The sequence below is a fragment of the Mesorhizobium sp. C432A genome, assembly GCF_030323145.1.
In the GTDB taxonomy this organism is placed as follows: Bacteria; Pseudomonadota; Alphaproteobacteria; order Rhizobiales; family Rhizobiaceae; genus Mesorhizobium.
This window is the reverse complement of record NZ_CP100470.1, coordinates 3,737,722-3,750,345: the sequence shown is the minus strand read 5'-3', so window position 1 is coordinate 3,750,345 and position 12,624 is coordinate 3,737,722. Positions and strand designations below refer to the sequence as shown.

Genomic DNA, 12,624 nt, shown 5'->3' with positions numbered 1-12,624 from the left:
CTTCGGGGTAAGGCCAGCGACGCGCTTGTCAGACGGCTTGGCATGTAGGATTATAGTCCTCGTTGCGGCGACCCCATCGAAACGGAGATCGCCAAATGGCCAGAACCAAACCTTCCGAACAACTTTCCCGGGCTGAAATCGAACGCTTCCTGGCGGCAGCCGAGGCGCTGCACAAGAGCATCGTCGGGCCGCTCCTGGCGTACCACAGCGAACACTACCAAGCCCTTCGCAGCGTCCATGGACCGCTTCTTGAGGCGATCGTGCAGATTACTGGAAAGAAGGCTGAATTCATCCAATGGAATATGACAGGACCGGCGGTACCTGGAGAGAAGCCTTCAACCTAAGGGAGTCGCTCCGATCAATCACGTAGGCGTGTTGTCGGTCATGCCACAATCACGAGCATTTCTTCCCTCTGGCCGAGCCGCAACTTTAGTAATATTGTGGGCGTCTGGCTCGGGGGGGAGCGGCAATCGATGAATTGGCGTATCGTTTTGGTGGCGTCTTTAGCCTCGCTGAGTGCCGCAACTTTTTCGAATGCGACAACCCTGAACAAGGGGGATTTGTTCTATGCGCTATGGTACGCAGAGAAATGTCCCGGTTTGGAGCTGGACGTTCAAAAGGCAATGGCTTTTGCCAAATCTCTCGGCCTACCCGACGACGTAAGTTCGATTACGATTGCTCGGAACGACGGACAAATGTCGTTAGCAGTACCAGTATTAAATGTGCCCGAACCTGTGCCGTCAAAGTATCAGTGTGATTTGGGTTTGGCACACTTTGGCCCCGACGGAACAAAGATCAAGGGCCTTCTGAGATCAGGGGTTCCAACGACCAACGCGTCAATATCGCCAGACTGAAACGCTCTGGAGCGAAGCGCGAAGCGTCAGGTCTCCTCCCTGAAATCCTGCAGCGAGGCATGCCTAAGGTCGTCCTCGCCGCGCAGGTGCTTCACGCGGCCGATCAGCCCCGGCTTGACCCATTGCGTCGCCGGCCGCTTCATGCCCTTCGGCGCCGGCCCAGAGTGCTCCTGGACGCGCTTCCATAGCCGTTCGCGAATTGCCCGGCTGGAGTTGATGAACGCTGAGCCGACATACTGCCCGGTGGTCCGATCAGCCATCAGGGCGAACGCAGGCTTACCCGGCTCTCGCTCCACGCCGAGCAGGTCGTATTCCTCCACCATGTAGCTTTTGATCTTCAGCCAGGCGGTCGACCGGCCGCTGCGGTATTTGCTGTCGCGGCGCTTCGATACCATACCCTCAAGGCCGGCCTCGTCGATCAAGTGGAATATGGCTTTAGCGTCTCCGGGCAGCGGCTGGCTGAATTGGATACGAATGTTGGCGGGGATCATGCTCTCGAGGATTTCACGCCGTTCCTGCAGGCCCATGTCCCGCAAATCGTGGCCGTTGAGGTGGAGGAGATCGAAGGCGACGAAATAGAGGTCGTGCTGCCGGCGTGTGATCGCCTTGCGCAGCGCGGCGAAGTCGGAAAGGCCGGCATCGTTCAACACGACGATCTCACCGTCTATGATTGCGCTCTCGGCTCCGAGCTCTGCGCTTGCGGCCACTATGTCGCGGTATTTGGTTGTCCAGTCGAGGCCACGTCGGGTGTAGATCCGCGTGCCGTCCTCTTCGATGATCATCTGGGAACGGTAGCCGTCGAACTTCACCTCGTGAGTCCATCCATCGCCCTCGGGAGGCTTCTCCACCAAGGTCGGCATCAACGGCTCGATGAACTTCAAACGCATGCACTGACCCACACCCGGCGATTCAAGCCGCGACCCCGAAATCGGTTCCGGAACATTTTAGACGAATTGCATGTTTGAAGAGTTATGAAGATCGAAGCCGCCGAATGCCGGGCAGCGTTGACGCTCATCCGGCGCACAATCGAGGACCACTGCCCGCCCGGCGTGCTGCCAAGCGAAGAGATGGTGAATGGCCTCTATGGGCCGGGGCTCATGGACGAGGCGGAGGCACTGGCGGCTGCCATCGTCGCAACAATCGACCAGATGCAATTGCGCGTGATGATGAAACCGCCTTCCCCAAGCATCAAGTCCTAGACACCCCGTGACGACCAGCTGTTTTGCCATGCGCAAAAGCTTTCGGCCGGCAGGTCCGTCAACCGGCTACCCAGAGAAGCAGTGCGACACCAATCCCATAAGGGATCAGCACTGCCGCCAAGGCGACCCACAGTCCCGGATCGGCCAATACCTGCATCTGGCTGCGAAGCTGTTCCATTGCACCAAACGGCAAAAGGCCCACTGTGTTCCCAAAACGGAAAGGGCCGGCGCACACAAGCGGGCGACTGGCATTAGGTTCCATTGCTAAATCACCAGCAAGCGCGCTTACCTGCAGCGGAACCTGACGGCCACTACGACCGTTATTCGAAAGGACAACGAAAGGAGATCGCCATCATGGACTGGAACCGCGTCGAAGGAAATTGGAAGCAATTCAAAGGTAAGGTCAAAGAGCAATGGGGCAAGCTCACTGATGATGATCTCGACCGCATAGCCGGCAACCGCGATCAGCTCGAAGGTACGATCCAGGAACGCTACGGCATTGAGAAGGATCGAGTGCGGCGAGACGTCGACGACTGGTATGGTCGGCAAGACTCGTAGGATACGACAGTTGAGCTTGTTCAAATAAAGGGCCGTCACGAACCGCGCCTTTTCCGCGTTTTCCGCATCCGTGGACCGTTCGGCTCGGCCTTGAACAAGCGATTTCGGGAACGTGTCGGCTTCCAGCCGCGTTGATCTCCAATCGGGGTCTTAGCAATGTCCATCCACAAAGAAGACTATCGGACGAACAAGGCTGACTACCTGATAGCGAAAAGGCCAGATCTGGTGAGAAGACCAAGCCGAAAAAGAAGACGTTGCGGCGTGCAGATCAGCGTTCCGCAAAATTATTGGAAAACCCCGCCGCGTTATCCGAGAGGCAGGCCTCACGCCTTTAGAGAAATCGCAGAAGGTCAAGAGAAACATTTTAGCGATACTGAATGTTCGACTGTCTATGGACAGCCGAACCGTACCCTCCGCAAATCAATCTAAAGCAGCACGAGCCCTACTGAACTGGTCGCGTGTGCGACTTGCCGCCAAGGCCAATCTTAGCGAAATCGTGATCAGCGATCTTGAGAACGGATACCGGAAACCGCGTCCCCACAATATCAATGCTTTAGCGCCAGCCTTGCTCCGGTCAGTTCTGCGGTTCGCCATCTCTGATCAGCGGCGCAGGCCAATGCGCAGTCGGGTCAGCCACTCCGGACATTCGCGCGCAGCGGCCAGCGCCCCGATCGCTATCTTCTGATCGATGGACAGGTGGCCGCGTTCTGGGCATAGGCCTCGAAAGCGGCCCGGGGATTAAAGCGGTGCCGACACTGTTCCGAAAACCGCCGGAACGTCTAATATGCCCAGATGCAGGGGACACGCATCGCTTTTGGTCCGTTCGTACTCGATCCCGACATCGGGACGCTCCTGAAAGAGCAGATCCCGATCGTTGTTGGGCATCGTGGGCTGACGCTGCTTGCTGCGCTTACGGCCCGGCCCGGCGAGATCCTGACCAAGGCCGAACTGATGGACGCTGCCTGGCCGGGAACCTCCGTTGAGGAAGGCAACCTTACGGTCCAAATAGCGACACTGAGAAAGGCACTCGGTCCGGCTGACAACGGCGGCGAGTGGATCGCCACGGTGCCTCGCGTCGGCTACCGCTTCACCGGGACTGTCGAGCCGGTGGCGAGCGCATCCCGCAGACCGATACCAGGGTCCGGCAAGCCGTCGATTGCGGTCCTGCCTTTTGCCAATTTGAGCGGCGATCAGGACCAGCAGTATCTCAGCGATGGCATAACCGAGGACATAATTACGGAGCTGGCCAGGTTCCGCTCCCTCCTTGTCATCGCGCGGAATTCATCTTTTCAGTTTCGCTATCCGGCATTGGACATTGCCGAAGTCCATCGCAAACTCGGAGTTCGCTACCTCGTCGAAGGCAGCATACGAAAGCTCGGTGATCGCATTCGGATCACCACACAGTTGATTGACGCTACCACCGGTACCCACCTGTGGGCCCAACGGTACGACAGGGCCCTCGACGACATCTTCGCATTGCAAGACGAGGTTGCGGCTCTCATCGCCTCGATGGTCGAAGGCCAAGCGGAGGCCGATTCGACGAGCAGGACCAGACGCAAGCCTCCGGCCGATTGGGATGCATACGACTGCTACCTGCAGGGGCGCGCACAGTTCTACCGGTATGAACTGGACATGGCCGAGCCCCTATTCGTCCGGTGTGTCGAGCTCGATGCGACGTTCGCTCAAGGCCACGCCTTCCTCGCGCAGGCGCTCGTCGGCAGATTTTGGTACGACAACGATCCGCGGACGCTACAGAACGCCTGGGACTCGGCACGAACGGCGCTCGCTCTCGACAGGAGCGATGGCGTGTGTCACCAGAGCATGGGCCTGGTGCTTACGCACATGCGCCAGCACAGCGACGCGGGAGTGCATTTCGAGCAAGCGCGCTCATTAAACCCGTTGGACGTGAACATAGCGGGGGACTACGCAAGCTGGCTCAACTACGGCGGCCGGGCCGAGAGCGCGCTGAACGTGCTTGAATCTGCGCTGCTGCGCGACCCGTTACCTCCAATATGGTTCTGGGAGGTGAAGGGCAGCTCCCTCTTCCTGCTAAGAAGGTACTCGGAGGCCGTCGGTTCGTATCAGAAGGCCGGCGACCAATTCTTCATTCATGCGTTTCTCGCAGCGGCGTACGCTCATTTGGGCGAGACGCAGAAGGCGCGTGCTGAAGTTCAGGAAGCACTGATGAGGAAACACGACCTGACTATCCGGCTGATTTCACGTCTCCCGTTCGCCCACCAAGTCGACCTCGAGCTTTTCACGTCAGGCTTCAGAAAGGCCGGTTTTCCCGCGTGAACGCACCTTCGGGAGCGCGCCGGTCAGGCCCGACAGCCGAATGCACCCCAACAGGTCATCGAACCCCCTTAACAGAGATCGAAGTCGAGGGGGTCGGCACGCATCGGCTTCCGGGCTAGCATTCCGCGCGCCTCGTCTTCTGGACTCTTCGTTGAAACAGTCGCATCCTCTCTGCGGGGATGAGGGCGTGGACAAATACCGATACGACAATCGATCTGATCGCTGGCGAAAGCGAACCGGTGCCAAGCATAGCCGTGCGCACCGATGGGCGAATGTGCCGCGGCGCCTGATTTTGGTGACTGCGGTAGCGGCTGGCGCTCTGGTCGCGCAAACCGCCATCCAGCACAGCGAAAGTTTGCCAGAGATCAATGCATCGAATTGGTTCGGCTCGAAGCCGGCGCCGATCGCCGGTGTCGCGTCTGTGATCGACGGCGACACGATCGAGATCCACGGACAGCGCATCCGCTTCAACGGCATCGATGCGCCCGAGAGTAAGCAATATTGCGACGACGCTGAGGGCTTCGAATACGCCTGCGGGCGCCATGCTGCTCAAGCCTTGGAGGAGTTCCTGGCTGCATCGCGTCCGTTGCATTGCAGCTTTGTTAACCGAGACCGGTACGGCCGGCTTGTTGGGGATTGCGATCGCGCCGACGGTCGCAACGTCCAGAGCTGGCTTGTCGAGCGGGGCTTGGCACTAGATTGGCCGCGCTACAGCCACGGAGCCTACGCAAGACAGCAGGCGAAGGCCCAGGCGGCGAAGGTCGGTCTGTGGGCTGGAGCGTTTCAGGCGCCATGGGATTGGCGCGCAGAGCATGCGAACGGCACCACCAGGCCGTCAGCAAAACAACCACTCGGCATCATCCGTAATGGGCAGGTGGCGCAGAGCTATTCTTGTCAGCCACGGCGAACCTGTCTCCAGATCAGCTCATGCAACGAGGCGAACTGGTATTTGGCCAACTGCTCTTGGGGCGGCAAGCTCGACCGCGACAAGGACGGCATTCCTTGCGAGAGCCTTTGCTAAGTCCGCAGTGAGAGGGGACATTGCATGATCGTTGTCGACTTTGCCCTTTTTGGCTCCACAGCGCACACCAAGGGGAACTCTGCGGTCGCCCAGAGCCTTCCGCAAGGGTACTGGCGAAGGCAATCAATCGGTCACCGCCGCCAAGATACGCGGCGTCTGGCGCCGCAGCCACGAGTATAGGAGAATTCCGACCTTGGCCCGCTCAGCGTGCCTGAACTCCTGCGCAACTGGGGCAGAGCCATGTGCGGACGCTACACCAAATATCTGTCGTGGTCGGAAATCCACCGGCTCTACCGCCTGACTGCGCCGGCGGAAACCGGCCGCAACGACGAGCCGCGCTACAACATTGCGCCCACACAGGATGTTCCATTCGTCACCGCTGGCGAAGACGGCAGCCACAGACTCCGGGAAGGGCGTCGGTGGCTCGTCCCTTTCTGGGCGAAGGAAATGCCCAAGGCGGCGATGTTCAATGCGAGGATCGAGGGCATCGATACGGCGCCCGCCTTCCGCGATGCCTTCAAGTCAAAGCGCTGCCTGATCCCTGCCGATGGTTTTTATGAATGGACCGTTTCACCCGCTGACGGAAAGAAAGACCCTTGGCACATCTACCAGCCAGGCCACGCGCCCTTCTCGTTCGCCGGCCTTTGGGCTTACAATTCCAACCTCGACATAACCAGCTGCACCATCGTCACACAGCCTGCCGCAGAACCGATGAAGCAGCTGCATGATCGACAGCCTCTCATTCTCGACCAGGCATACTATGACGCCTGGCTGGACCCGGCGACGCCCAAGGACAGCCTCAAGGAAATTCTCAGCCACGACATCGACGGTCAGTTGCAGTTCAATCGCGTTGGGCGTGAGGTGAACACGAGCGCCGTCAACAAATTGCCCAACGACCATCCCGGCCTAGTCGGGCCGATCAACCCGTTATGAGCGACGAACTAACACGGCTTGCCGAAGGCATGACAGCGGCCCCGCGCGGCCGAGAGCCGATCGAAAATCGCTTTGCGAGCATTCTGGCTGCGGCAAGCTCGGCGGGTTTGGCTTTTCGAGGCCTGGACAGAAGTCACATTGGTTCTGTTGTTTGCATCCCGGTGACGGCGATCGGTTTCTATAGGAGTTGACGTCCGACCATCTAGCGCCCCTGTTCGAGGCATGGCATCGAGAAGCTGTGAAACTCTTCAAAATGCCCCGGAAAGTTCCGGGCGAGATACCGCACCACTTTGGAATTATCCATCATCCGGTCGAAAAAGCGGTTGGCTGCGACAAGCTCCAGGCCGACCTGACCATGCTGTTCCGCGGCGCTGAGAACCGCAAGGCTTAGCGCGCCGACATCGAGCACCATCGCGCCGCGCTGGTCTTCAGCCTGTGTGGTGATAGTTGAGAGATTAAAACCCTCCGCCAGCAGGGCTTGAGGTGTCAGAGCGACGAGTAGTCTCGTGTAGGTGATCCTGACCCGGTCCATCGCCACCATCAGCCGGGCAATCTCCAATTGCCTGGCTGGCAGCACCTTCTGGAGCAACCCGAAGGTTTGTGTTTTCACCGGCGCGTCGCGAAGCAGGTCGAGGACATCAGGGCAAATCCCGTTAACGGCTTTCCGGTTCTCGCCTGTCTCGGAAGCGAGCTTTCCGGCAGGGCAGAACATTTGCGGCTCGCCGGTCGCGCCACGCACCCTATGTGCCAGTAGCCTTGGCATTGTCCCGAGGCCCTCGGACACCAGTGTGGCGCAAAATTGCTTGTCGCGCATCATCAGGTGGAGCGCCGCGACGATCCGGTCCAGGCTCTGTTCAGACTTTGCCGCTTGCGTGACGAAATCGCGCATGCGTTTGCATTCCGTATCGTAGGTCGCCAAAAATTCGTGTGAACGAAGCCTCTTCTTGGACCCTAATGCGCCAGCAACAATATTGCTCGCATGTCTGTCGCCACCGTTTTCCAACGCACGGTAGGCGGCGTCCTTGGCTAAGCGCTTGACTACCAAGCCACGCCTCCGACAGGCTCTCGCTCTGCCAACCTGATAATGGGGTCGAGCGTGGGAAAAATATAGCTGTCCAGCGGTATCCCATTGATGGCATGCAGTTCCGATTTACCGGCGATCTCATGGGCAGGCGCAATCAAATAGTCCCGAATGGTCAGGTCGCCGGGATTCATACGGATCAGGACGAAAATGTCGGGTAGCGGCCGTTTATCGGCCTTCGAAAACCAGCGTGGATAGCCGAAGCCGGAAACCCTGCATCGGCCCATTGTAATCGCCACCGTGATCTCCTCGTTTATCCGCAGGAGGTCCATCGCCATGTCATGGGCAGCAACCCCGCCCTGCCTATCAATCGCGCCCACAAGATCCTGTATAACCTGCAGCCTCATTGATTCCAGGTGCCGGTTCACGCCGATGAAGCGGTAGTTTTTCGATGGCTCGTATCCGATCAGTTCATAGGCTTTGACAATGGTTCCAAAACGCCACTGGTAGCGTTGGGCCGGCGGGCACCCGGGATCGGCGTCGATCATGGCCAACGACAAGGCGCCACGGCGAGCCAGAAGTGCCCTAAGGGCGGCCAGCATCTCGTCGTTGCTCATGTGGCGATAGATGGTCTTGAGCACGGTCTGCGCCCGATCGAACAGTTTGCGGTCGACGATCGGCTCCAGGACGTTTTCCACCCGCACCCACTGTTCCGGGGGATTGCGGACTTGATGGCTTCTCAGCCGGGCCGAATGCTTGTTCCAGACGCTGTTGCCAATGTAATTTTCGTTGGTCAGCACCGAATGCACGGATTCCCGCGTCCAGGGTCGCCCCAAATCGCTGAGCTCGCCGCGCTTGTTGAGCAGTCTTGCCATCTCCAGCTCTGTCTTGCGTGTTCTGACAAAGTGACTGAAGATCCACTTCACTGTCGCAATCTCGTCAGGCGGGCCGAGCACCAGAACTATTCGATCGGTCTGCTGGCTCTTGTATTCGTGGGATGAAAGGATGCCTTTTGAGCGGCCGTGTTGATCGACAAGCAGGCGCCGCAGGCCAAAGGCGGCCTTCCCGCCCTGCCGGAAGCCCAGCCGGATCAACCTAGCCTGGCCGATAAAGACTTTTTGCGAGAGCATTCTGCTCTGCTCGGCAGCCATGCTCCGTTTGATTGCTTTGAGGACGTCTGACCCGATGCTGCCGTCGTTTGCGAATTGCTCGGCGCAAAATTCGATACGGACGCCGGCCATCTGGCATCGGTATTCGTAGGCTGCGCTTTCATCAATGTTCTGAAAACGCCCCCAACGGCTTACATCATAGACCACAACCGTCTCAAAATCGGCTCGCCCACTTTCGACATCGGCCAACAGCTTCTGAAGACCGGGGCGCCCTCCAAGGTTTAAACCGCTGCGACCGAGGTCCTCGTAAGTGGCGACAATGTCGTAAGCCATGATATCGGCATAGTCGCGAATGGCATCCGCTTGGTTGTCGATCGAGTAGGTCTGGTGTTCCGTCGACATGCGCACGTACTGCGCGGCGCGAACTCTAGGCACAGTCTGGTGCCCGCCATCTAACTTTGGCACTTTCCCCACACTCTCGACCGTTGCCCAGGCAATGTCTGCCTGGGGCATGCCCAACCTACTAGGCAGCTTCCTACGGTCCCATTAGGAATACCTCGACAGTTTGTGTCGAATGGCTCGATAGTCTGATCGAGCCTCGAAGCCGCTCCTTGGGGGAACCGACCCGTGCCGGACTGATCCACATGCAAGCGGGCAGCGACTTCGGCGTATCCTTTCCCGATTTTCCGGGCGTGGTCACCGCCGGCACCAGCCTCGACGACGCCCGCGCCATGGCCGAAGAGGCCCTGGCCTTCCATCTCGAAGGCCTTGTCGAGGATGGCGAAGCCATTCCCGAGCCATCATCCCTGGAAGATGTCATGTCGAACAATGACAATCTCAGCCGGGTCGCCGTCCTGGTAGCGCTCAAGCCGAGACCACCAAGGTGGTGCGCGTCAACGTCACCATTCCCGAAGATGTCCTCGACCAGATAGATCGATATGCGGAACGCCATGGCTATAGCCGGTCCGGATTCCTAACCGCCGCCGCGAAAAAGGCGATACGCGACGAGCCAGCCTAGCTGCTCATCAACGGATTCAAACCGATGCGCTATTGACCTGTTCGCGCAGGCCGTTTCCGCTTTGGCAACCATTGTCTTCAAGGCCCGAGAAACCACGTCTCATTTCGTGAGCGGGCGTGCCGCCGTTTGGCCGCAATGCGCCAGCAACTGGCAACCATTCGCCCCGATCCGCGTTTGGGGCTCCAAAGGAGTTCCAAGATGATGATCAGACAAACCATTGCCGCCGTGCTCATGACTGCAGCACTTGCAGGCTGCGCGACTCAGACCGAACAGCAGCAGAGGGCAACCACAGGCGCACTCATCGGCGGCGGTGTCGGCGCCCTCGCCGGCCAGGCACTGGGCGGCAACACCGAAAGCACGGTCGTGGGTGCCGCCGGCGGCGCCTTGCTCGGCGCAGTCATCGGCCAGTCGACCACGCCGCAGCGCCGCGGCGAACAGCTTTGCCGCTACCAGGACCGCCGCGGCCGGATCTACACGGCGCCTTGCGATGATCGCTATTACAACAACGACTATTGATCCAGCCTCCCTGGAAGTGCGGCTCTCTTACCTTTGGTGCCGCCCTTCCAGGGACCCGGGATCCGTTCGGCGTTTCACAATATGAGAACGCCCGCTCAGTCCATTTACACCCTCTGCCTCATGAGCTTGCGCTCGGTGCTTGCAAGGATCCCATTTCGCGGAAGCGACGTGAAGCGGTGGTTTTTGGCGCCAACAATGACATCGCATTGCGGCTGCTGAAAGTGCCGACAGCGACCATCGGCTGCTGCCGAAGAGCGGGGGTGACGGTCACGCAGCCAAGCATCAAGGCGTCAAGCCCGCCTTGGCCAAGCGAACGGCTTGCGCTGCATGCACAAAATGTGGGATAATTTGTTAGGTGGAGATTCTCGCTCACACCATCCAAAGGCCTCCTTCGGAGGCCGTTTTCATGTCATGTTGCTTGGCAACTGAGTGCCACAACGAATGGGTGGCAGTCCTCGCCTAGGCGAAGGGGCACTGCCGCCCAGGTCCTTCGACCGCTTTCACGTCGTAAGCTTGGAGAACAATCCCGATGCTCAAAAGCATTGCGGGCTGGCTCGATGCTGCAACTGCGATTGCCATTGTTCGGCTCCTGATTGGCCTCATGAACCTGTACCGCTCCGCTGCTGCCAAGAAGGCGCCGGACGGCAGGCGCGCGAGTACAAAGCCGATACGCAACCGCCGTCCGCGTCGCCACTGAACCGCGTCTTTCGCAACTCAAACTGTGACCCTCATGGTTTGACCAACCAGCGCACTTGCACTCGTCATATGGTGTCGACCGTATCCAGCTCGCGTGCCCTGCTCGGTGATGCGGTCGGCGCCATGGGTGATGTGGCGTCGCGAAGCCCCGGCCGGTGCGCCGCGCCCCTAGTCGATTTGGTAGTTAGTGGCATGTGTTGCAGTCAAGCACTGTGAAGCACAGCATCCAGATCGGACCTGCTGCCGTGTCGAATGGAATAGGCGCGAGTGATTTCCGCACCAAAAAGAAAAATTTCCGCCGAGTAGTATGCCCACAGCAGGATGACGAGCAGCCCACCGGCGGCCCCATATGAGGCCGCGACCGCGCTGGAGCCTATATACCAACCGATAAGCGATTTCCCGAGCGTGAACAGGGCAGCGGTTACAACAGCGCCAATCCAGACATCCCGCCATTCCAGGGTTCGATCAGGCAAGATCTTGAAGATAGCGGCGAAAATAGCTGCGAGGAGGACAAAAGAAACGACCGCGTTGATAACGGCCAGGACAAGTGTCCCGAACGGCAACTGTGCGTTGATGAGGTTGCCTAGGGCCGAAATCGCCGTGCTCGCGACTAGAGAGACGAGCAACATGAAGCCAAGTGCGGTGACCAGTCCCAGACTTACCGCACGTGCGCGCACCAGGCGCGACAACGAACTGCCCTGCGCTTCGACCTTCCATATTATGTTCAAAGACTGCTGTATTTCGCCGAAGACCCCGGAAGCGCTCACAAGCAAGGTGATGATGCCAATCACCGCCGCCCAGGTGCCGCCGGATGGCTTTTCGGATGCGCTCTTCAGTGCGGTTTGCAGGATATTTGCGCTTTCTGTACCCATCATCCCTGTGATTTGGGCGGACAATGCCGCTTGGGCTGCCTCGTGACCGAATGCGAGACCCGCAATTGCAACCACGATGAGCAGAATTGGCGCCAACGATGTTGTGGCATAAAATGCGATCGCCGCGCCATGGCTGAGAGCATTGTCATTGACGAACCCAACGACGGCTTCTCGCACCATTGCCCATGCATTTGTGATCGCGCGATGCATTTGCGCCCCAGTCGAATTGGCGTTCACTAGCAATGCACCAGCACATGTGATGTTCCGGTTGCGGGCTACTAACGCCCTCAGGGGGAGCAGGCAACGTCAGTGATGCGGCCTATGACGGTCCGCGACCGTGCCAGCCAAACGCGAGCACCCCGGCCGAGCACGAACTTGAACGCCTCGTCCTGCTTCTCAGCGATCTGCTGCTGGCATGGCTCCGATATAGCGTTCAATCTTCCTCGCGGAAATCCTACAGTGAGGCATGACGCAGGTCATCCTCGCCGCGCAGGTGCTTCACGCGTCCAATGAGGCCCGGCTTTACCCATTG

The 12,624-nt window shown here is 59.0% G+C and carries 14 protein-coding genes and 1 pseudogene; 11 read left to right on the top strand and 4 right to left on the bottom strand.

What is annotated here, in order from left to right; all coding sequences use genetic code 11:
- Nucleotides 1-95 precede the first annotated feature (95 nt).
- Together NLY33_RS18100 and NLY33_RS18095 are read left to right on the top strand one after the other, a co-directional pair.
- A complete protein-coding gene (locus tag NLY33_RS18100; RefSeq protein ID WP_023708450.1) occupies nt 96-344 on the top strand; it encodes a hypothetical protein in 249 nt (82 codons plus the stop codon).
- Between the two features lie 129 nt (nt 345-473).
- On the top strand, nt 474-854 hold the full coding sequence (locus NLY33_RS18095; RefSeq protein ID WP_156932613.1) for a hypothetical protein: 381 nt from the start codon (nt 474-476) through the stop codon (nt 852-854).
- 26 nt (nt 855-880) lie between these two features.
- Here NLY33_RS18095 and NLY33_RS18090 read toward each other — a convergent pair whose 3' ends face one another.
- Complete coding sequence (locus NLY33_RS18090) at nt 881-1,741, bottom strand: ATP-dependent DNA ligase (RefSeq protein ID WP_023708448.1); 861 nt, start codon at nt 1,739-1,741, stop codon at nt 881-883.
- An 84-nt stretch (nt 1,742-1,825) separates the two neighbouring features.
- On the opposite strand from NLY33_RS18090, the gene NLY33_RS18085 reads away from it, so the two are divergent.
- The 6 genes from NLY33_RS18085 to NLY33_RS18060 all read left to right on the top strand — a co-directional run bounded on the left by NLY33_RS18085 (nt 1,826) and on the right by NLY33_RS18060 (nt 6,860).
- Nucleotides 1,826-2,053, top strand: coding sequence for a hypothetical protein (locus tag NLY33_RS18085; RefSeq protein ID WP_023708447.1), 228 nt, complete (start codon nt 1,826-1,828; stop codon nt 2,051-2,053).
- A 354-nt stretch (nt 2,054-2,407) separates the two neighbouring features.
- On the top strand, nt 2,408-2,611 hold the full coding sequence (locus tag NLY33_RS18080; protein ID WP_023673385.1) for a CsbD family protein: 204 nt from the start codon (nt 2,408-2,410) through the stop codon (nt 2,609-2,611).
- 391 nt (nt 2,612-3,002) lie between these two features.
- The gene (locus NLY33_RS18075) at nt 3,003-3,296 is read left to right on the top strand and encodes a helix-turn-helix domain-containing protein (RefSeq protein WP_084565855.1); all 294 of its coding nucleotides are present in this window, start codon (nt 3,003-3,005) and stop codon (nt 3,294-3,296) included.
- Nucleotides 3,297-3,403: 107 nt separating this feature from the next.
- Nucleotides 3,404-4,906 carry a winged helix-turn-helix domain-containing tetratricopeptide repeat protein gene (locus NLY33_RS18070; protein WP_023708444.1) on the top strand — a complete coding sequence of 501 codons (1,503 nt, stop codon included), beginning with the start codon at nt 3,404-3,406 and terminating at the stop codon, nt 4,904-4,906.
- 187 nt (nt 4,907-5,093) lie between these two features.
- Nucleotides 5,094-5,927 carry a thermonuclease family protein gene (locus NLY33_RS18065; protein WP_245261147.1) on the top strand — a complete coding sequence of 278 codons (834 nt, stop codon included), beginning with the start codon at nt 5,094-5,096 and terminating at the stop codon, nt 5,925-5,927.
- Nucleotides 5,928-6,167: 240 nt separating this feature from the next.
- Nucleotides 6,168-6,860: an SOS response-associated peptidase gene (locus tag NLY33_RS18060; protein ID WP_023708442.1), complete on the top strand. Its 693-nt coding sequence runs from the start codon at nt 6,168-6,170 to the stop codon at nt 6,858-6,860.
- A gap of 202 nt (nt 6,861-7,062) precedes the next feature.
- Here NLY33_RS18060 and NLY33_RS18055 read toward each other — a convergent pair whose 3' ends face one another.
- On the bottom strand, nt 7,063-7,905 hold the full coding sequence (locus tag NLY33_RS18055) for a plasmid partitioning protein RepB C-terminal domain-containing protein (RefSeq protein ID WP_023709306.1): 843 nt from the start codon (nt 7,903-7,905) through the stop codon (nt 7,063-7,065).
- Nucleotides 7,899-9,503, bottom strand: coding sequence for a recombinase family protein (locus NLY33_RS18050; RefSeq protein WP_031196590.1), 1,605 nt, complete (start codon nt 9,501-9,503; stop codon nt 7,899-7,901). Before NLY33_RS18050 ends, NLY33_RS18055 begins: the two co-directional genes overlap by 7 nt.
- Before the next feature lie 131 nt (nt 9,504-9,634).
- Between NLY33_RS18050 and NLY33_RS18045 the strand changes: the two are divergent.
- From NLY33_RS18045 to NLY33_RS18035, 3 genes and pseudogenes are all read left to right on the top strand, one after another.
- Nucleotides 9,635-10,008 (top strand): annotated as a pseudogene (locus tag NLY33_RS18045) (type II toxin-antitoxin system HicB family antitoxin).
- A gap of 198 nt (nt 10,009-10,206) precedes the next feature.
- Complete coding sequence (locus NLY33_RS18040) at nt 10,207-10,524, top strand: YMGG-like glycine zipper-containing protein (RefSeq protein WP_023708438.1); 318 nt, start codon at nt 10,207-10,209, stop codon at nt 10,522-10,524.
- A 529-nt stretch (nt 10,525-11,053) separates the two neighbouring features.
- Nucleotides 11,054-11,221, top strand: coding sequence for a hypothetical protein (locus tag NLY33_RS18035; RefSeq protein ID WP_023708436.1), 168 nt, complete (start codon nt 11,054-11,056; stop codon nt 11,219-11,221).
- A gap of 202 nt (nt 11,222-11,423) precedes the next feature.
- Here NLY33_RS18035 and NLY33_RS18030 read toward each other — a convergent pair whose 3' ends face one another.
- A complete protein-coding gene (locus tag NLY33_RS18030; RefSeq protein ID WP_023753839.1) occupies nt 11,424-12,302 on the bottom strand; it encodes a YihY/virulence factor BrkB family protein in 879 nt (292 codons plus the stop codon).
- Nucleotides 12,303-12,624: the final 322 nt, after the last annotated feature.